At 41.2% G+C, this 18387-nt stretch carries 17 protein-coding genes; 5 read left to right on the top strand and 12 right to left on the bottom strand.

Annotation, left to right across the window (positions count from 1 at the left end):
* Positions 1 to 28 precede the first annotated feature (28 nt).
* Genes NRI27_RS01910 through NRI27_RS01900 form a run of 3 tightly spaced genes read left to right on the top strand, consistent with a single transcriptional unit; the run spans position 29 to position 2479 of the window.
* Positions 29 to 661 carry a GNAT family N-acetyltransferase gene (locus tag NRI27_RS01910; RefSeq protein WP_317942788.1) on the top strand — a complete coding sequence of 211 codons (633 nt, stop codon included), beginning with the start codon at positions 29 to 31 and terminating at the stop codon, positions 659 to 661.
* Between the two features lie 16 nt (positions 662 to 677).
* Positions 678 to 1325 carry an acetoin utilization AcuB family protein gene (locus NRI27_RS01905; protein ID WP_371389325.1) on the top strand — a complete coding sequence of 216 codons (648 nt, stop codon included), beginning with the start codon at positions 678 to 680 and terminating at the stop codon, positions 1323 to 1325.
* A complete protein-coding gene (locus tag NRI27_RS01900; protein ID WP_371389324.1) occupies positions 1322 to 2479 on the top strand; it encodes an acetoin utilization protein AcuC in 1158 nt (385 codons plus the stop codon). The genes NRI27_RS01905 and NRI27_RS01900 overlap by 4 nt, the downstream gene beginning before the upstream one ends.
* Before the next feature lie 181 nt (positions 2480 to 2660).
* Here NRI27_RS01900 and ccpA read toward each other — a convergent pair whose 3' ends face one another.
* Entirely contained in the window at positions 2661 to 3659 is a 999-nt protein-coding gene (gene ccpA / locus NRI27_RS01895; RefSeq protein ID WP_317942783.1) for a catabolite control protein A, read from the bottom strand.
* 251 nt (positions 3660 to 3910) lie between these two features.
* Positions 3911 to 4993: a bifunctional 3-deoxy-7-phosphoheptulonate synthase/chorismate mutase gene (locus NRI27_RS01890; protein ID WP_371389323.1), complete on the bottom strand. Its 1083-nt coding sequence runs from the start codon at positions 4991 to 4993 to the stop codon at positions 3911 to 3913.
* A 159-nt stretch (positions 4994 to 5152) separates the two neighbouring features.
* Between NRI27_RS01890 and NRI27_RS01885 the strand changes: the two genes are divergently transcribed.
* Positions 5153 to 7282 carry a cell division protein FtsA gene (locus NRI27_RS01885; RefSeq protein WP_371389322.1) on the top strand — a complete coding sequence of 710 codons (2130 nt, stop codon included), beginning with the start codon at positions 5153 to 5155 and terminating at the stop codon, positions 7280 to 7282.
* Between the two features lie 331 nt (positions 7283 to 7613).
* Here the strand turns inward: NRI27_RS01885 and NRI27_RS01880 are convergent, their stop codons facing one another.
* The 9 genes from NRI27_RS01880 to NRI27_RS01840 all read right to left on the bottom strand — a co-directional run bounded on the left by NRI27_RS01880 (position 7614) and on the right by NRI27_RS01840 (position 16964).
* Positions 7614 to 8252 (bottom strand): YtxH domain-containing protein, encoded by a 639-nt coding sequence (locus tag NRI27_RS01880; protein ID WP_371389321.1) that lies wholly within the window; start codon positions 8250 to 8252, stop codon positions 7614 to 7616.
* A 33-nt stretch (positions 8253 to 8285) separates the two neighbouring features.
* Positions 8286 to 8771 (bottom strand): DUF948 domain-containing protein, encoded by a 486-nt coding sequence (locus NRI27_RS01875; RefSeq protein WP_317942777.1) that lies wholly within the window; start codon positions 8769 to 8771, stop codon positions 8286 to 8288.
* A gap of 212 nt (positions 8772 to 8983) precedes the next feature.
* On the bottom strand, positions 8984 to 10297 hold the full coding sequence (murC, locus tag NRI27_RS01870; protein ID WP_371389320.1) for a UDP-N-acetylmuramate--L-alanine ligase: 1314 nt from the start codon (positions 10295 to 10297) through the stop codon (positions 8984 to 8986).
* Positions 10298 to 10451: 154 nt separating this feature from the next.
* Positions 10452 to 13103 carry a DNA translocase FtsK gene (locus tag NRI27_RS01865; protein WP_371389319.1) on the bottom strand — a complete coding sequence of 884 codons (2652 nt, stop codon included), beginning with the start codon at positions 13101 to 13103 and terminating at the stop codon, positions 10452 to 10454.
* Between the two features lie 114 nt (positions 13104 to 13217).
* Positions 13218 to 13823, bottom strand: coding sequence for a YtpR family tRNA-binding protein (gene ytpR / locus NRI27_RS01860; RefSeq protein WP_371389318.1), 606 nt, complete (start codon positions 13821 to 13823; stop codon positions 13218 to 13220).
* Positions 13820 to 14635, bottom strand: a complete 816-nt coding sequence (locus NRI27_RS01855) for a DUF1444 family protein (protein ID WP_371389317.1) — start codon at positions 14633 to 14635, stop codon at positions 13820 to 13822. Before NRI27_RS01855 ends, ytpR begins: the two co-directional genes overlap by 4 nt.
* Positions 14636 to 14701: 66 nt before the next feature.
* A complete protein-coding gene (locus tag NRI27_RS01850) occupies positions 14702 to 15217 on the bottom strand; it encodes a hypothetical protein (protein WP_317942771.1) in 516 nt (171 codons plus the stop codon).
* Positions 15218 to 15304: 87 nt separating this feature from the next.
* The gene (locus NRI27_RS01845) at positions 15305 to 15826 is read right to left on the bottom strand and encodes a DUF84 family protein (protein ID WP_371389316.1); all 522 of its coding nucleotides are present in this window, start codon (positions 15824 to 15826) and stop codon (positions 15305 to 15307) included.
* Between the two features lie 64 nt (positions 15827 to 15890).
* On the bottom strand, positions 15891 to 16964 hold the full coding sequence (locus tag NRI27_RS01840) for a M42 family metallopeptidase (RefSeq protein ID WP_371389315.1): 1074 nt from the start codon (positions 16962 to 16964) through the stop codon (positions 15891 to 15893).
* 187 nt (positions 16965 to 17151) lie between these two features.
* Between NRI27_RS01840 and NRI27_RS01835 the strand changes: the two genes are divergently transcribed.
* Positions 17152 to 17466 (top strand): hypothetical protein, encoded by a 315-nt coding sequence (locus NRI27_RS01835; protein ID WP_371389314.1) that lies wholly within the window; start codon positions 17152 to 17154, stop codon positions 17464 to 17466.
* A gap of 53 nt (positions 17467 to 17519) precedes the next feature.
* On the opposite strand, the gene NRI27_RS01830 is transcribed toward NRI27_RS01835, so the two are convergent.
* A complete protein-coding gene (locus NRI27_RS01830; protein WP_371389313.1) occupies positions 17520 to 18365 on the bottom strand; it encodes a YtnP family quorum-quenching lactonase in 846 nt (281 codons plus the stop codon).
* Positions 18366 to 18387: the final 22 nt, after the last annotated feature.

The raw sequence follows: 18387 nt of genomic DNA, 5'->3' as shown, positions 1-18387 counted from the left end.
GTTGACTTACTTGTAGGCGGTGATAAAAGTGGAACATAAGAAAACGTATAATGCAATGGAGATCAAGCATAAGAACGGCAATCTATTTATCGAAGGACCGGTTTCGAGCACAGATTTAGCCACATTTGATTTTCATGAAGATCTCACATCATTTAGACCACCAAATCAACAACACAAAGCCCTAATTGAGATCGCAAATCTTCCAGAAGGCAGAATTCTCATTGTCCGTCATCTTAATGAAATCGTAGGCTATGTCACGTATTTATATCCTGATCCTCTTGAAAGATGGTCACAAGGCAATATGGAGAATCTCATTGAGCTCGGAGCAATTGAAGTGATTCCAAAGTTTCGTGGCGGAGGAGTCGGTAAAGCGTTGCTCGAAGTTTCCATGATGGACGATGCGATGGAAGACTATATTATTCTCACAACAGAATACTATTGGCATTGGGATTTAAAAGGAACAAAACTGAATGTTTGGGAATACCGAAAAGTGATGGAGAAAATGATGAACGCTGGCGGCTTGGAATATTACGCAACCGATGAACCGGAAATTAGTTCACATCCAGCAAACTGCCTAATGGCGAGAATCGGCAAAAGGGTCGACCAAGAATCCATTCAACAGTTCGACCAGTTACGTTTCATGAACCGATTCATGTATTAACAGGGGGGATTCATGTATGCTAATTGAAGAAATTATGAAGAGAAAAGTTATTACACTCACTGAAGAACACACTATTTCAGATGCAATCACGCGCATGAAAGAAGAGAAAATCAGGCATTTGCCAATCTTATCCTTGACGGGTGAGCTCGTTGGGATTGTTTCCGATAGGGATCTTAAAGAAGTCATCCCATCCCTTTTTAACGACGCATCTAATGAAAACGTTTACAATCAACCGCTATCCGCAATTATGACAAAAAATCCAATTCATGCACACCCTATGGATTTTGTAGAGGAAGCTGCTGTCATCTTTTATGACAATCAAATTGGATGTCTACCCATTGTTTCGAACAAACAATTGGTTGGCATCATAACGGAAACGGATTTACTTTATAAATATATTGAACTGACAGGAGCACACCAACCTGGCTCTCAAATTGAAGTACGTGTGCCTAATATCCCCGGTATTTTATTTGAAGTGTCCAAAGTGTTCCATGAACACAAAATGAATATATTAAGTGTACTTGTCTACCCCGACAAGGAACATGAAGACAATAAAATACTTGTCATTCGCGTTAAAACGATGAACCCGCTAAATGTGATCAAAGGATTGCGGACATCCGGATTTGAAGTCTTATGGCCGAATGTCCCAGGAATTGACCAATGAAACAAGAAGCAGTATTCATTTATTCCGATAAACAACTTGGTTATTCGTTTTCAGATTCGCATCCTTTTAACCAAAAAAGGATTGTTTTGACGATGGACCTTCTTAAGAAATATGGGGCATTAAGCAACGAGGACATCATTGCACCAAGGACTGCGACGGATGAAGAGCTATTACTTGTCCACGATTCCACATTCATTGACATCGTCAAACGGGCAGGTAAAGGACTGGTGACTGAAGAAGCAGGAGCGGTGTATGGAATCGGCACAGAAGATACACCAATTTTCCCAAATATGCATGAAGCGAGTGCAATGTTGGTTGGTGGTACACTCACAGCAGTAGATGAAGTGATGGAAGGACGAGCAAAATACGCGTTGAATTTAGGCGGTGGCCTTCATCACGGCTTCCAAGGAAAGGCATCTGGCTTTTGTGTGTATAACGATAGTTCTGTTGCGATTAAATATATGCAAAAGAAATACAATGCAAGAGTGTTATACGTTGATACGGATGCACATCATGGCGATGGTGTGCAATGGACATTTTACGACGATCCAAATGTTTGCACATTTTCAATTCACGAAACAGGACGATATTTATTCCCCGGAACAGGAAATGTTACGGAGAGAGGCAACGGAAAAGGATATGGCACTTCTTTTAATTTTCCGATCGACGCTTTCACAGAAGACGAATCATTTTTAGAAGTTTACGAGACAGCTCTACATGAAGTTGCCGCGTTCTTTAAACCTAATGTCATTTTGACTCAAAATGGTGCCGATGCGCATTATTTCGATCCACTCACGCATTTGTACGGAACGATGAAAATTTACGAGCACATTCCTCGTCTTGCACGAGACATTGCTGAACAATATTGTGAGGGTCGTTGGATTGCCGTAGGAGGCGGCGGCTATGATATATGGAGGGTTGTGCCTCGAGCTTGGGCTCATATCTGGCTTGCAATGAAACAACTTCCCGCTCCGACTGGGAAACTGCCTGTTGAATGGCTTCAAGCATGGCAATTAGAAGCACCTGTGCCATTCATTGAAACGTGGTCGGACCCAAATCCCTTATATGAGCCTATTCCGCGAAAGGAAGAAATTACGGAAAAGAATGCACACATGTTAGAACGTGCTTTGCATTTCATCCGAAACCAACAGTAGTTTGTACTCATCCTGTTACGCTCATTCGAAAGTTACATGAACGAAAAAAGACGAAGGATACACGCTCTCCCTTCGTCTTTACTCTGTTCAGTCAATACGATGCAACGCCATTTTTTTGAAAAAGTCAGCAATGACAATTTATCTTTTGAGGCAAGTATTCTAATTGCCCGAATGCAAAGGATTACTTCGTAGACTGACGTTCTTCCATTCGATAAGGAAGGACGACATTCGTATCGTCAACTTCTTCACCGTTCATTAATTTTGTTAACAGGCGCATGGAAACTGCACCTAAGTCATATAGCGGTACGACAATCGTTGTCAATTGTGGACGAACGACGCGTGACAGTAATGTATGTTGGAAGCAAATTACTTCAAAATCGTCCGGAATTGAGTAGCCATCATCTCGAATTCCATTCATAATGCCGACAGCGATCTCATCGTTGCCAGCGAAAATACTCGTCGGCATTTCATCTAAGCTCGCTAATTTTTTCCACTTATCATACGCATCATCGTACGTATTGTCCGTTTCGATGAAGTATTCTTCGCGAAGTGGAATGCCAGCTTCTTGGAGTGCTCGCTCATAACCTACTTTTTTGCAAAACTTATTAATATCTCTGGACATTGGACCAGCTACATGTGCAATCCGTTTATGTCCGTTATCAATCAACTTTTTCACAGCTTCATATGCTGCTTGTTCATGGTCGATGTTGACGGTCGGTAAATTTGTATTAGCGTCCAACGTTCCAGCTAATACGATTGGTACATTGGCCGTTCCCATTTCTTTTTTGATTTCGTCCGTTAGAGAATCACTCATGAAAATAATTCCATCTACTTGTTTCCCTAAATGATCTTCCAGTAGCTCGACTTCACGGATTGGTCGTTTATCGGAATTCGATAAGATGATATTGTACTCATACATGGTAGCAATATCTGCTATCCCTCTAGACAGTTCCGCATAATAGCTTTTTGAAATATCAGGAACGATGACACCGACAGTTGTCGTTTTTTTACTTGCAAGTCCTCTAGCGACGGCATTTGGTCGATAGCCTAATCGCTCAATGCATTCCAATACTTTTTTCCGTGTTGCAGGTTTGACATTTTGATTGCCATTGACGACACGTGAAACAGTAGCCATTGAAACATTCGCTTCTCTAGCAACATCATAAATTGTTACTGACATTGTCGAATCTCCTTCCCTACGTATGTAATCGTTTACTCTTAGTATAAACAAAACACCGGAACCTTAAAAGGTCCGGCGTTATTTACAGAACAATTTAATTACGCCTATGTCAATTTACGAGAAGGTAACGAAAGAGCTACCCCCTTTAAACCATTGTAATGGGACATGTAGGTTCATACAAATGTCCTGTATCTTTTCATGTAGACAAACGTTCATTCAATAAATCGAATGAGTTTTGTATAACCTATTCATCAAACGGTTTGATGTGTTTTCATGAAACGTTGAATTTCTTTATAGAACTCATCAAATTGCTGAATATCCATTTGTTGAGCAGAGTCTGATAATGCCACTGCTGGATCAGGATGTACTTCAGCCATCACGCCGTCCGCTCCTACTGCAATCGCAGCTTTTGCTGTCGGAAGTAACAGATCTTTTCGGCCAGTAGAATGTGTTACATCTACAAATACCGGTAAATGTGTTTCTTGTTTTAAAATCGGGACAGCAGAAATGTCTAATGTATTACGTGTCGCACGCTCGTATGTACGGATACCACGTTCACATAGCATGATTTGGCTATTCCCTTTAGAAATGATGTACTCTGCAGCATTGATGAACTCGTCAATCGTTGCAGCTAAACCACGTTTTAAGAGGACAGGTTTGTTTACCATACCAGCTTCTTTTAATAATTCGAAGTTTTGCATGTTCCGAGCACCAATCTGGATGACGTCAATGTAATCCAATGCTTCTTCCAAATGCGAAGGGGTAATGATTTCTGTAACAATCGACAGGCCCGTTTCTTCTGAAACACGCTTCAAAATTTTCAAACCTTCAAGACCTAGTCCTTGGAAATCATATGGCGATGTACGTGGTTTGTATGCCCCGCCTCTCATCATCGTCAACCCTTTTGCTTTAATGGATTGCGCAACAGCCAAAACTTGTTCATAAGATTCTACCGCACATGGACCGAACACAAATGTTGGCGTTCCATCCCCGATTTTTTCGCCGTTCACATCTACAATTGTATCTTCAGGCTTCCGTGTACGGGAAACGAGTAAAGCATTCCGTTGTTCATCTTCTTGAATTTCAAGGGCAGACATGAAAATACCTTTAAAGATTTGTTCCAAAATTTTATTTGGAATTGGACCGTTATTGGATTCCACTAACGCATTTAGCATTTCCCGCTCGCGGATCGGATCATATCTATTTACACCTTGCTTTTCTTTTACTTTCCCGATTTCTTGTACAACCGCAGTACGTTCATTAATCAAGTCCAAGATTTTCGTATTTAACGCATCCACTTGAACTCTTAGCTCATCTAGCTCATTTTGTCTCATCAATATGACTCCTTCCCCGCACATGTCATTCCCTTTTCGAAGTGGGAAATCTATGATACATTTTTATATAATAGTCCAAGTATAATGAATACCATTTAAAAAGTCACGTCATTTCTGCAAATTGTCAAAGATTCGCATTATTTGACGATGAAAGGGTGTATGATTCTGTCTAACAAACTTTTTGCACTGGACATCGGTACGCGCTCAGTTGTCGGAATTATCCTCACGGAAATGGAAGATTGTTTTCATGTGGAAGATCTCCTCATAATTGAACATAAAGAACGCTCGATGATTGACGGTCAAATACATAATATTGTAAGCGTTGCAAAAGTGATCACGGACATTAAAGAGCAACTCGAAGAACGCCATGGCAAACTAGAGCGAGTGAGTGTCGCTGCCGCAGGCCGTGCATTGAAGACCGAAAACGGTTCAATGGCGATAGATATTTCCAATCAAGCGCTGTTTTCCATTGAAGATATTAACCGATTAGAATTGGCGGCTGTACAACAAGCTCAACAAAAATTGTTAAGTTCTGCATCAACAACTGACGATTATTATTACTGTGTCGGCTATTCTGTATTACATTATGAACTTGACGGCGAGAGAATCGGAAGCTTAATTGATCAGTCTGGACGAACTGCCTCAGCACATGTTATCGCCACATTTCTACCGCGCGTCGTAGTCGAGTCCCTCTTATCGGCATTAAAACGGGCTGATTTGGAAATGGAAGCCTTAACATTGGAACCAATTGCTGCCATTAATGTGCTCATCCCCCCTTCCATGCGAAGACTGAATGTCGCTCTTGTGGACATAGGGGCAGGTACATCGGATATTGCCCTAACAGATAATAATACTGTGGTAGCTTACGGGATGGTACCAATCGCTGGTGACGAAATAACTGAAGCGCTTAGCAATGAGTACTTACTCGACTTCCCTGTCGCTGAACTTGCAAAACGTGCATTAACTACAGAAGAATTCGTCACTTTCAACGACATATTAGGGTTTGAACAACAAATTGCTGCCTCAGAAGTAATCTCAAAGATTAAGCCTTCTATTGAAAAATTGGCGGATTCGATTGGAACAGAAATTAAAAAACTGAACAATGGTAAACCTCCTCAAGCAATCATGTTAGTAGGTGGTGGAAGTTTAACTCCGCAACTCACAAAAGAACTTAGCATGCACTTGGACTTACCGGAAAATCGAGTCGGCATAAGAGGTTTGGATGCTCTTGCTTCTGTCAGTTTAGGAGAAGCGATCCCATCCTCACCTGCACTCATTACGCCAATCGGAATTGCAATCGCTGCGAAACGTGCGCCGATTCACTATATGACTGTCATAGTGAACGAAAGGACAATTCGGCTTTTTGAGCTGAAAGAAATGACTGTCGGGGATGCCTTACTAGCAGCAAATATTAAAGCTAAACAATTATATGGTAAACCTGGATTGGGGATATCCATCACTGTAAATGGCAATCGACTCATCATTCCAGGGGAACACGGGAAGCCATCCGTCATTTTACAGAACGGTCAACCTGCTAGTACGAAAGATCCTATATCCAATGGAGATGTATTTTCACTACAACCTGGGAAAGACGGTGAAGATGCTTCAGTAACGCTTGAAAAGATTATTGGCGATCTGTCATCCTTGGAAGTGCAACTGAATGGGCGCCTACATACGATAACTCCTCACGTTCTTGTGAATGGTAAACAAGCTTCCCTTTCACAACAGATTCATGATAGTGATGAGATCATTTATCACCCACTGACAACCGTTAAGGACTTCTTATCACAACAGGAAGAAGTTCTATATGAACCTTTTGAGGTCTCTATCAATGACCAAAAAGTAGTCGTAGATGACTATACACCAAAGATTTTCATTGGTGAACAGCAAATTGGCGGCAACTACAAACTCAGTCATGGTGATTGTATTCATACAGTTTGTCCGCAACCGCCAACTGTCAATGATTTACTTCAGACAATAGGTGAAAAACATCAATCGATCACAAAAGTCACATTTAATGGAGACCCAGTCACAATCATTCACACAAACGCTTCAGTCTTAGTAAATGGACAAAAAGTCTCTCTTGCAACTAAGATCCGTCGTCACGATGAGCTCACTATTACGCAACTACCACAACATGCGCCTGTATTCAGTGATGTGTTTAAGTTCATTGAGTATACATTGCCGAGTAGTGCAAGTTCTTATCAGCTGCTATGTAATGGCCAGATGATAGGGTTCAACGATACAATTACTGACGGTGACGAATTAGCAATCATTTATACCCCTTAATAGGAAAAGCCAGACATCCATTACGGGTTGCCTGGCTCAGAGTGTAGACAAAGTCGATTTTTACTTTGTCTACACTTATTTTATGAGATTTGTATAGAAAGAAAGTTCTTCAGCCTGATTGAAAACGCTTGTCAGGTGGGAGGCAGTCTAAGTTCGGGACGTCCTGTCCCAACGACTGCATGACCTGCTTCGTGCAGGCCCGCGCGAAGTCGAGCGAAGACGCGAATAGAACTAAAGTTCATGAGCGGACGAGCGAGACGAGCAACAACGGATGCGAGCGTTTGTCAACAGGCTGAGCCAGGCATCCATTATGGGTTGCCTGGCTCTTTGGTCATTTCTTTTGTTCGTCAGAGACGTAATTTTGGTTCATGTTTTTTTCTTCTCCTACATTGTCACTGTTATCGTAGGATACTTCACTGTTTTTCGTCGTCTGGTCGTCTGCAGCCTTTTTATCTTGGACAGTTGAATTGTCTACATAATCAGTAGCTTCTTCTCCTTCAGATGATACTGTACCATCATCCATTGGAACGGTCGTTTTATTTTTCATTGACTTCACTTTATCGACAAGCTGCCCTGATTGTTCTTGTATGGACTTTGTAAGGCCATCTGTCTTTTCTTTTGCGACAGATGAAAATTCAGTTGCCTTGTCCTTTGCAACTGCACTCAACTCAATACTTTTGTTTTTTAACTGAACGGCTTGCTCGGAAAAGTCATCACGCATTTCTCGACCAGATTTTGGTGCGAGGAACAATGCAGCTGCTGCACCAATGACACCACCTACTAGAGCACCTAGCAAGAAGCTACCAGTTCCAGAAGTATGCTCATCATAAAAATCATCGGTATTATAGCTATATGGATAGTTCACGGGTAGATGAGAAGGCTCACCAAATGTGTTTTCGTACTCGTTTTTCCCATAGTATGCGTGATCATACTGTACATCCTTATAATTCGGTTTCTTGTTTTCTGACATCGTAATTCCTCCTATAGGTTTAGTTTTGAGGCGTTAGTGTCTGTTCGGATTCGGTAATCTCTTCTGGTTCGGATCAGGTTGATAAACTGTCCATCCTGTAGACTTTTCAGCTTTCATATCCTTCACTTTCCCGATAATACCGAATGCGACATTGCTCCATTGCACAACTTGGGCTATTTTGTCACTGTTTCGTTCTGCTTCCACAGTGATGGAATTAGATACTCTACGCACAGAGCTGTTTAGATTGCTAACAGAGTCTCCAACCCCTTTCACAGCGTCCACGACAGTGTTCAGTTTTTCTGATTTCTGCTGAATGTCAACTGCAAGGGCATTCGTCTTATGAAGAAGTTCAGTCGTTTCAGTCGTAATCCCTTCAAGTTGATTTGAAACATTGTCCATCGTTTCAGAAACACTCCGCAAAGTAGTTTTCAATGAACCTAATGTCATCGCTAGGCTAATACATAAAATCAAAAATGCAATAGCTGCAATAATCGCTGCAATATACAATAATACTTCCATGGCGTTTCCTCCTTCCTTGCTACATCTATACATCATTTGTACCCTGTCGACGAACGAACTAAACGCCTGCCTCTATTACCTTTTTCGACATCTTTCTTCAATCCCCTTTATTTTTCCGAAATAAAATAGGAAATTTCCTTTTTTATCGTATCGTTAGGGGATTAGATGTGTTTTTTGAATGTCAGAAGAAAAAACAGCAGACCCCTTATGGATCAAGCTGTTTCTTCCTTTTCAGTATGGTCTGTAAAGACATTCATATACTTTTGGATATCACCAGCACCCATGAATAGGTATACTGCATTCCCGTGAGCATCTAAAACGTCAATATGATCAAGTTCAAGATGTTTTGCTTGTTGGATTTTAGCGATTAAATCATTAATCGTCAAATTACCTGCCACTTCTCGAGCTGAACTGAATATATCGCACAAATACACATGGTCAGCCGCTTCCAAGCTTTCCGCAAATTGAGAAAGCAGAGCTGCTGTCCGCGTAAACGTATGCGGTTGGAAGATCGCAATGACTTCCTTGTCAGGATATTTTTGACGGGCTGACTGGATCGTTGCTTTAATTTCAGTCGGATGATGAGCGTAATCATCTACAATGACTTTGCCTTGAGCCTCTTTAATTGAAAACCGCCTTTTTACTCCAGCAAATGATGCTAATCGCATTTCGATCGTCGATACTGGAATTCCTTCGTAATGGCAAAGTGAAATGACACCTAGTGCATTTAAAATGGCATGATCACCTGGCAAAGGAATTGTGAAATTGTGGTAAAATTCATTTCTCACATACACGTCGAAATTCGATCCGTTGGCCGATTTCGTAATGTTTTTAGCGGCAAAATCATTTCCTTCATCAAACCCATAGTATACCACGGGTACATTCGCTTGGATTTGTTGAAGATGCAAATCATCCCCGCATGCAATGATTGCTTTCTTCACCTGTACAGCCATTTGACCGAACGCTTCCATGACATCCTCCAAATCCTTGAAGTAATCAGGGTGATCAAAGTCAATATTGGTCATGATGGCATAATCGGGATCATACGCAAGGAAATGACGTTTGTATTCACAAGCTTCAAAAACGAAATATTTACTATCTTGCACACCACTCCCTGTGCCATCTCCAATTAAATAGGATGTAGGAGAATCGCCCGAAAGCACGTGTGCCAACAAACCTGTAGTAGAGGTCTTGCCATGGCTGCCTGTAATGGCAACAGAGACGAATGCTTTCATATATTGCCCTAAAAACTCATGGTAGCGGACTACATCCACGCCTAATTCTTTTGCTTTTGCTATTTCTGGATGACTATCGGGAAATGCATTTCCAGCGATTACCGTCATCCCTTCCGTAATATTCTTTTCATCAAATGGATAAATCGTAATGTTTCTTTCATGCAACGGATCTTCTGTAAAGAAGTACTTTTCAACGTCAGAACCTTGTACGTTAAAATTGGAATCGTGTAGGATCTGTGCGAGCGAACTCATCCCTGAACCTTTAATGCCTGTAAAATGAAACAATGTCATATTGCAACCTCCCGGGATCATTTCTGCTCCCACATTCTGAAAACCGGTCATATCTTGAAGGACATCTGTAGGAACCTCTCCTTCATTATACGCCAATATTCATTCCTTATAAGCTCTATTCCCATTCTCTAATGGATTCTAGTAATCATTTAAATTATGTTCTTTCAGTTCCGTTCAAGTAGTTATCAAAACTGCTTTCAGTTACAAAAACTTCTCTAGCTTTACTACCCCGTTGTTCGGATATAAAACCTAACTTTTCCATCCGATCCATTAATTTCGCAGCTCGATTGTAACCAATGCTGAAATTCCGCTGCAACAACGAAGTAGAAGCACTTTGCTGTTCAATAATGAACAGACATGCATCCGCAAACAACGGATCGGACTCTTCTTCTTCAACTGCGTTTGCCAATAAATCTTCTTGACCAAATAAATAATCAGGTTCCGCTTCGTTTTGAACGTGTTCTATTATACGTTCAATTTCGCCATCCGTGACAAATGTACCTTGTAGCCTAACAGCAGATGATTGACCGTTCCCCAAGTATAGCATATCTCCTTTACCTAGAAGTCTTTCCGCACCTGGTGTATCAATAATTGTTCTCGAATCGATTTGAGAAGAGACCGAAAATGCAATTCGCGTCGGTACGTTCGCTTTAATCGTTCCTGTAATGACATCTACTGAAGGTCTTTGGGTTGCGATAATTAAATGAATACCGCATGCCCTTGCTTTTTGCGTAATGCGGCTAATCGACACTTCTACATCTGCAGGAGCCATCATCATCAAGTCAGCTAGCTCATCAATGACAATGAGTAAATAAGGTAATTTCAACGAAAACTTACGATCTTTTTCCGCCATTTCGTTGTAACGTTCAATATTCCTTGCACCCGCATGAGCAAATAACTCATAGCGACGTTCCATTTCACCGACTGCCCATTTCAATGCTGCAGTTGCCGCCTTAACATCCGTGATGACCGGACTTAACAAATGTGGAATGCCATTATAAGGTGCCAACTCAACCATTTTAGGGTCTATGAGCAACATTTTTAAATCTGTTGGCGAAGATTTATACAAAAGACTAATAAGAATCGAGTTAATACAAACCGATTTCCCTGATCCGGTAGCTCCGGCGATCATTCCATGTGGCATTTTGCGCAAATCAAGTGTTACCGGTTCTCCCGTCAGGCTTAAACCAAGTACTGCTTCCAATGGAGAATCGGATTCTTGGAATCGTTTCGTTTCAATGACTTCAGATATTCTTACTGCACGCGGTTTGCGATTCGGAATTTCAATACCGATTGAACTTGTTCCAGGTATCGGCGCTTGGATTCGAATATCTTCTGCAGCGAGTGCCAGTTTTAAATCATCCGTCAAGTTCCTCACTTTACTCACTTTTGTACCATGTCCGACTGTCAATTCAAACCTCGTTACCGTCGGACCTTGTACAGCCTCAATGACAGTTGCTTGAATCGCAAAGTAGGAAAGCGCTTCTTCCAATTTCACAGATTGCGTCTGTAACCATTCCGTATCCTCAATATGCGCTTCAGGATGGACAAGGAAATCTTTCGGTGGAAAAGCGTAAAAAGGTTGTTCTTCCTCTGCGTGCATTGAACTTGGTTGTTCATCAATCCCATTTAGGCTTTCTACTTCCAAATCCTCGTCTTGTTCGCTTGATACTTGCCATCCATTTAGATTCTTACTAACTGTTTCTTTCATTTGCTGTTGACTTTCGTATTTCATTTTGTCATTCTTCAACATCAAAACATTAAACGGAACAGTCTTCTCTTTTTTCCGCTCTGATGAAGTATGCATATGTGAAGAATCGTTTGAAGTCCTTAATTCGATAGAACTTTCGATTGTTGGAGCCTCTTCATCAGTTGCGATAAACTCTTTTCCTACTACTGAACTCGTACTTTCCAAGTCCTCGCGTTCCACCTCATACGACGTTTGTCCGTCTTCATAATTAGTTTCAGAAAGCGCGTCAAATGGTTCAGGTTCAACAAGCTCTTCTTCCGGAATTGACGATTCATGAACAAGAGCGGTTTGTTCGTGCTCTACACTTGATGCTGTTTCACTTATTTGTTCTTCATGACCATCTACAATGGAATCATCATAAGCTGGCTGAAGCTCGTTTTCAACATCCATGTTAGCTGGCAATTCGTCTATTCGTTCTTGATTCAACTCATCATGGCGGATTGCGTCATACCTAACGTCCTTTTCCGACTCCCTCGTTACAGGCGAGTTATATGCATTTGAATCATTTTTTGGCAAATCACCTTGATAAGAGGTATCCGTCTTTGCAACCCTGTCAGAAGGTTTCATGTAGCCATACACTGGAGAGGGCACCTCAGTTGGCGTGAAAGGACGATTACTCCGTTTTTGGATGATGGATGTTCGCACCGCCTCTTCTCCAGAGGAAGGCTTAGGTTTAGGGTGTTCAACAGTTTGCGGTTGCTTTTTTTCAGTCTTGTATTTAGCAGGTGCATTTGCTCGATGGATGACCCCTTGTTTCCGTTCTCCTGGCCATCTTTCATTTTTATACAACGGTACGGGCTCGAAATCATCGTCATCCAACTGAGTTACGAGCTCTTCCTTGGATTTTTTCTCTCGTTCTTCATTTTGATCATCAGGTCCCCAACCATAAATTTCTGCATCCGTAATGATTGGAAAGCGGAAGGCAGGACGTTCATTGCTTGTTTGTTCTGTTGTCTCTAGTTCTCTCTCATTCTGATTCTCATGATCTTCCATACGAGATTCATGCTCATTTTCCGTTTCAAACACACGGTTCATCAATTTTTTAATCCATATCAATACTATCACTCTTTTCACGACGATCAGTTTATTTTAACAGGTTTTTGCTCGTTAAATCAATTAGATGCCTAAAATAAGAAAAACGTACTGCGTGAGGCAGTACGCACGGAACAATTAAAATGTAAAAGCATTCCCTGTTTCTGAGTCTGCTGGAAGGACTAATATCCCTTTTTCTTCAGGTGCATTTGGTAAATTAAGTTCTTTAGCTGAACAAATCATACCAGAGGAAGGAACTCCTCTTAACTCCGCATCTTTAATAATCATACCCGATGGCATAACAGCACCCACTTTTGCAACAACAACTTTTTGACCAGCATCTACATTTGGGGCTCCACAAACAATTTGCAGTTTTTCTGATCCGACATCTACAGTACAGATGCTTAACTTATCTGCATTCGGGTGTTTTTCTTTCTGTTTGACATACCCAATTACGAATTTTGGTGAGAGATCCACTTCTAGCTCCAAACTTACTCCGTTCTTGTCCAACGCATCTTGGACTTGCTTAACAACTTCCTCTGTCAATTCAACTTGCCCGTCCACTTCAACTTTCAGGAATTCGGAAGCATTGAACACGTTAAGAGCAACTACTTCTTTCGTTTCAGCATCCTTTATGAGTGCTACGTCATTTACTTTTTCAGTTTCAACTTCTGCCGGCCGATTTGTTGTCAATTGTATCATGAGGACATCGCCGACACCTGTTTGATTGTAAAATATATTCATTTGTTTTCTTCCTTTCGTGTTACCCTGTTTTTCGCCATTATAAAGATCGGTTCCATTTTGCCATTTTCATATATAAATGACAAGGATGTAATCGGGACCGTTCCGACTGTGAAAAATTGCATCGTCATTTGAGCAAGGATATCATAACCCGTGTCGTTTCGAATATCTCCGATAATTAGGACGTCTTGATGAGGTACGGAAACGGTCATGTGACCATCGATTTTTTGTTCCATCTCTCTCAAAAAAGCAACATTCAAAATCCGACTCGCATCATACCCATCTTTGTTGTTAACAAAATAAAATACATTTCCTGCGACTTCATCTCGTTTCACCTCTGTCGGTAGTGAGCGCACTTTAAAAAGTGCAGATTCTATAATTTCTTGCTCACTCACACCTAATGAAGCAATCATCGTTTCATCGATTAATCGATAAGTCGTCCCAAGATCGAGTGCATAGAAAATTCTTGTTTCAGCTGTGTGATCTTTATAAATAAATGGATCGCCCGCTTTTGATGTTAACGGAAAAGAAGTCGATCGAATAACTGGATAAATGACTGTGTTTTGTAGGAATCCTTCTGCTAACTCCTTTTCCATTGCCGTAAATGTTTCATTGATTGTATAAACTACTTCACGGATAGATGCCTCACCATCCGTTTCATATTTAGCCAGAATTTCAGGAAGCGAAATATCCATTCCTTTATTTAACAGAGTATGCTCTAAGCGGACTTTGTCGTTTTTCCGATCAAAGTTCCATTTAAATTCGTGTGATGGCAATTTTTCTTTTAAGATTTGTACCAGTTGAGCAGATTTCATTCACCTCATCCTTTCTGTCAAAAATAAACGGCCGCTCGTCGAATGTATCAACGGTGACCGCTTTAATTATGCGTCTTGTTCAATAGACCGGACAATTTCCATCATGCGCGCCATGTTCGTTTCGATATCTTTCAACTTAGAAATGGTCGTCATTTTAACACCACCGACACTTGCAATCAGCTCGACTTGGTCTTCTGCTAATTGGACGATCGAAGCGAAACCGAAGTACCCTTCATCCGTAAAAATCGCTTCAAAACGCTCATTCTCTTCTGATGTGTCGAGAAGGTCGTAAAATAGACGACTTTGTCTCGTTTCATTGGGATTAATGAACAGTATGAACGTTTCATCCCCTTTTTTCATGACGATGTTTTGCGCATCAGATGACTCTTCAATTGTAAATCCTGTAGGTTTATATAGAGAGACGCCTTGAATTTCATCATTTCTTTGTTTATCATGCAACTGGAAGGCCTCTTTGGCAGCAAGTAATCCATCATCCGCCATTTCGTCGACATTTTTCCCGCATGCAGCTAATACACCAATTGCTATACTTAGTAGGAATAATAATTTCCAAAAGCGGAACATTCAAGATCCTCCCATCATTACATGTTAATTTTACTAACTATCATTACCATTTTAAAGTTTCTAAGCAACATATGCAAATATCGAGTTTTAGTGAGATGCTCTTCCATATTTATATTGCCCAATAATCAAGCGCATGACATGTTCAAACATTGTGTACCTTGTGACGACATTTGCGGTAAACATGCCAACTGCCCCTTCACTGTGTGAAATTCCTTTTGCATGAAAATACGCATCTACGACTTCACCCAATTCTTTACCTGCCAAAATCTCTGATGCAATCTCTCTTGGCAAAAGGATTTGCGCGCCTCCCGCTGTAAACGTTTGACCTGTAGGCAAAACGAGTGCTCCCCAATTACAAAGATAAAGTTCATCCTCCAACGTACGAACGCCACCTTCAAGTCCAATTCCGATTGCCCCTTGTTTTGTAGCTGAGGCATTTTTTGCTCTGTTCACTGCGCCTCTTCTCGTCTCCTCATCTCCAATCGGTTGATTGCTGACTTCTGAGGGTACATCTGCAGTAACAAAATTGCTTGACGGGAAATGTTCAGTGATGATAGCTTTTACCGCCTTTACTTTTGCTGGATTCTTTGACCCAATGACAAACTTCATTTGACCACTCCTCGTAGATGAATAAAGACCATCCTTCATCACACAGAAAGGATGGTCCCATTCGTTACACGTTCTTTTTGATTGTTTCCACAGTTGACTTATCACATGCTTTGACCAATTTCACAAGCAGTTCTTTTGCCGCTGCATAATCGTCTGTATGGATAATGGATGCAGCCGTATGGATATAGCGAGAGCATATTCCGATAACCGCGCTTGGCACACCTTCATTGGAAACATGAACTTGTCCTGCATCTGTACCACCTTGCGAGATGAAGTATTGATAAGGGATATTATGCGTTTCAGCCGTATCGAGAATGAACTCTCTCATCCCCCGATGCGTTACCATTGAGCGGTCTAAAATCCGGAGTAATGTACCTTTACCTAGTTGCCCAAATTCGGATTTATTGCCAGATGCGTCATTTGCAGGACTTGCATCTAACGCGAAGAATAGATCTGGATTGATCATCCGTGCTGCAGTTTGCGCTCCTCGTAGTCCAACTTCTTCCATTACATTCGCTCCGGAATAAAGTGTGTTTGGCAACTCTGCTCCATGCACTTCTTTCAATAGTTCAATGGCTAATCCGCAGCCGTATCGGTTATCCCAAGCTTTCGCCATAATCTTTTTGTCATTTGCCATTGGTGTGAATGGGCAAATCGGAACAATTTGTTGACCGGGGCGGATACCGATTTTCTTTGCATCTTCTTTATCATCAGCACCAATATCAATTAACATGTTTTTAATGTCCATTGGTTTATTGCGGACTTCATCGCTTAACAGATGTGGAGGGATTGAGCCGATAACACCTACGACTGGACCTGCATCCGTAATTACTTGTACGCGTTGTGCAAGTAATACTTGATTCCACCATCCTCCTAATGGTTGAAAACGAAGCATTCCGTTGTCCGTTATGGCCGTTACCATGAATCCGACTTCATCCATATGACCTGCAACCATAATTCTCGGACTGTCCTCTGCTCCTTTGCGTACACCAAAGATGCCACCTAAATTGTCCTGGATAATTTCATCTGAATACTTCCCAAGTTCCTCTCGCATATAGGCACGGAGCATATGCTCATTTCCAGGTGCTGCTGGTAACTCCGTCAAAGTTTTAAACATTGTCAGCGTTTCATTGTTCATAGTAATAAGCCCCCAATTTGATATGTACTATGTCTAGTATAGAGCAGTAGTCAGAAACTTTCCATTAAGAATATTTAGGTTGGCGAATTAATTTTTCTACGCGTTCTCCCATTCAGATTTCACGAAAGTTAAAAATAAAAAGGAATTATGGTACACTTGAAGAAGATTAGTTGAGGGGGTTTCACACATGAAAATAAAAGATTTCGCGGCAGGCATATTAACAGGTGTTGCAGCTGGAATAATTGTCAATCAAGCGTTTCAGAAGATGAACCCGAACACACCGGCAGAGGATGTCTTACATGCTGTAAAAGAGGCTTTTAAAAAGGAAGGTCCTATTGATGGCTCGTGGATTGTTATGAAGCCTGAACCTTTCACGAACAATGTCTTAACGATGGAAGTCTACCGTGGCGGCATTTCACGTATAAAGAATGGAGAGCTTGAACAATACGAATTCGCCGCAAACGCGCAAACAGGCACTGTCGTCGAGTTAATTCAAAAATGAATGGTTGTATGAAAAAAGTAGAGAGGAGCATTCACCCTCTCTACTTTTTATGTTTACTTCGTTCGTTCAAGTGACGCAACGATTTCTTTACCGCTTTCATCCCACTGAACAAGCCGATACACAGCGTCATGATAAAAGATAAATTTATAGCCGTTTGCTAATGCTTCTTTCATGATTTTTTCTTTTGCAAAAATCGATGTCATTGGGTAATCATCGTAAGCTAATACCCACAACGGATTGCTGTGCGCATGTGTAGGCATGATATCAGCCATATGGACAATCGTTTCTCCGTTTTGCGTTAGTTTGATAATACTATGGCCGTCACTATGACCACCCGTATGAATCATCTCAACACCTGGTAAAACCGTCACTTGTCCTTCAAATGTTTTCACTTGTTGTTGAATCGGCTCCCAATTCTCTTTCCAGTACGTGTTTCGTGAGCGAATGTTTGGATTCCGCATTTCATCCCACTCCACTTGTGAGACAAAGATATCAGCATTCGGAAAGATGGACACAAGTTCACCATTTTCCCAACCTGTTAAACCGGCTGCATGGTCATTATGTAAATGAGACATGAGAATGATGTCGATATCATTCGGCTTCAAACCAAGCTCGGCTAAACTTTCTTCTACTTTGGTCTCCGCACGAACACCTAGATTGCGTTTCATTTTATCGGATAGTTTCCCTTTTCCAATGCCTGTATCTATTAAGATATGCTTGCCTTCATAGGCAATGTAAATTGGATCGGTCCGTAATTCAATTAAGTTTTGTTCATCTACTGCATATTTTCGTGACCACAACGCTTTCGGTACAACACCAAACATTGTGCCTCCATCGAGATAGTTGACTCCCCCATCGAGCCAAACAAGTTTCATATCATGAAATACATATGAATCCATCATCATACGCCCCTTTCTCATT

This window comes from Sporosarcina sp. OR05, from assembly GCF_041414805.1.
GTDB classification, from domain to species: Bacteria; Bacillota; Bacilli; order Bacillales_A; family Planococcaceae; genus Sporosarcina; species Sporosarcina saromensis.
This window is presented reverse-complemented; position numbering and strand designations above follow the sequence as displayed.

Excerpts from the sequence above, each read along its gene's own strand:
- NRI27_RS01900 (WP_371389324.1), top strand. The coding sequence starts at position 1,322 with ATGAAACAAGAAGCAGTATTCATTTATTCCGATAAACAACTTGGTTAT.
- NRI27_RS01890 (WP_371389323.1), bottom strand. The coding sequence starts at position 4,993 with ATGAGACAAAATGAGCTAGATGAGCTAAGAGTTCAAGTGGATGCGTTA.
- NRI27_RS01855 (WP_371389317.1), bottom strand. The coding sequence starts at position 14,635 with ATGAAATCTGCTCAACTGGTACAAATCTTAAAAGAAAAATTGCCATCA.
- NRI27_RS01875 (WP_317942777.1), bottom strand. The coding sequence starts at position 8,771 with ATGGAAGTATTATTGTATATTGCAGCGATTATTGCAGCTATTGCATTT.
- ccpA (WP_317942783.1), bottom strand. The coding sequence starts at position 3,659 with ATGTCAGTAACAATTTATGATGTTGCTAGAGAAGCGAATGTTTCAATG.
- NRI27_RS01845 (WP_371389316.1), bottom strand. The coding sequence starts at position 15,826 with ATGAAGTTTGTCATTGGGTCAAAGAATCCAGCAAAAGTAAAGGCGGTA.
- NRI27_RS01880 (WP_371389321.1), bottom strand. The coding sequence starts at position 8,252 with ATGTCAGAAAACAAGAAACCGAATTATAAGGATGTACAGTATGATCAC.
- NRI27_RS01850 (WP_317942771.1), bottom strand. The coding sequence starts at position 15,217 with ATGTTCCGCTTTTGGAAATTATTATTCCTACTAAGTATAGCAATTGGT.
- NRI27_RS01885 (WP_371389322.1), top strand. The coding sequence starts at position 5,153 with ATGATTCTGTCTAACAAACTTTTTGCACTGGACATCGGTACGCGCTCA.
- NRI27_RS01830 (WP_371389313.1), bottom strand. The coding sequence starts at position 18,365 with ATGGATTCATATGTATTTCATGATATGAAACTTGTTTGGCTCGATGGG.
- murC (WP_371389320.1), bottom strand. The coding sequence starts at position 10,297 with ATGACATTGTTTCATTTTACAGGCATTAAAGGTTCAGGGATGAGTTCG.
- NRI27_RS01840 (WP_371389315.1), bottom strand. The coding sequence starts at position 16,964 with ATGAACAATGAAACGCTGACAATGTTTAAAACTTTGACGGAGTTACCA.
- NRI27_RS01835 (WP_371389314.1), top strand. The coding sequence starts at position 17,152 with ATGAAAATAAAAGATTTCGCGGCAGGCATATTAACAGGTGTTGCAGCT.
- NRI27_RS01905 (WP_371389325.1), top strand. The coding sequence starts at position 678 with ATGCTAATTGAAGAAATTATGAAGAGAAAAGTTATTACACTCACTGAA.
- ytpR (WP_371389318.1), bottom strand. The coding sequence starts at position 13,823 with ATGAATATATTTTACAATCAAACAGGTGTCGGCGATGTCCTCATGATA.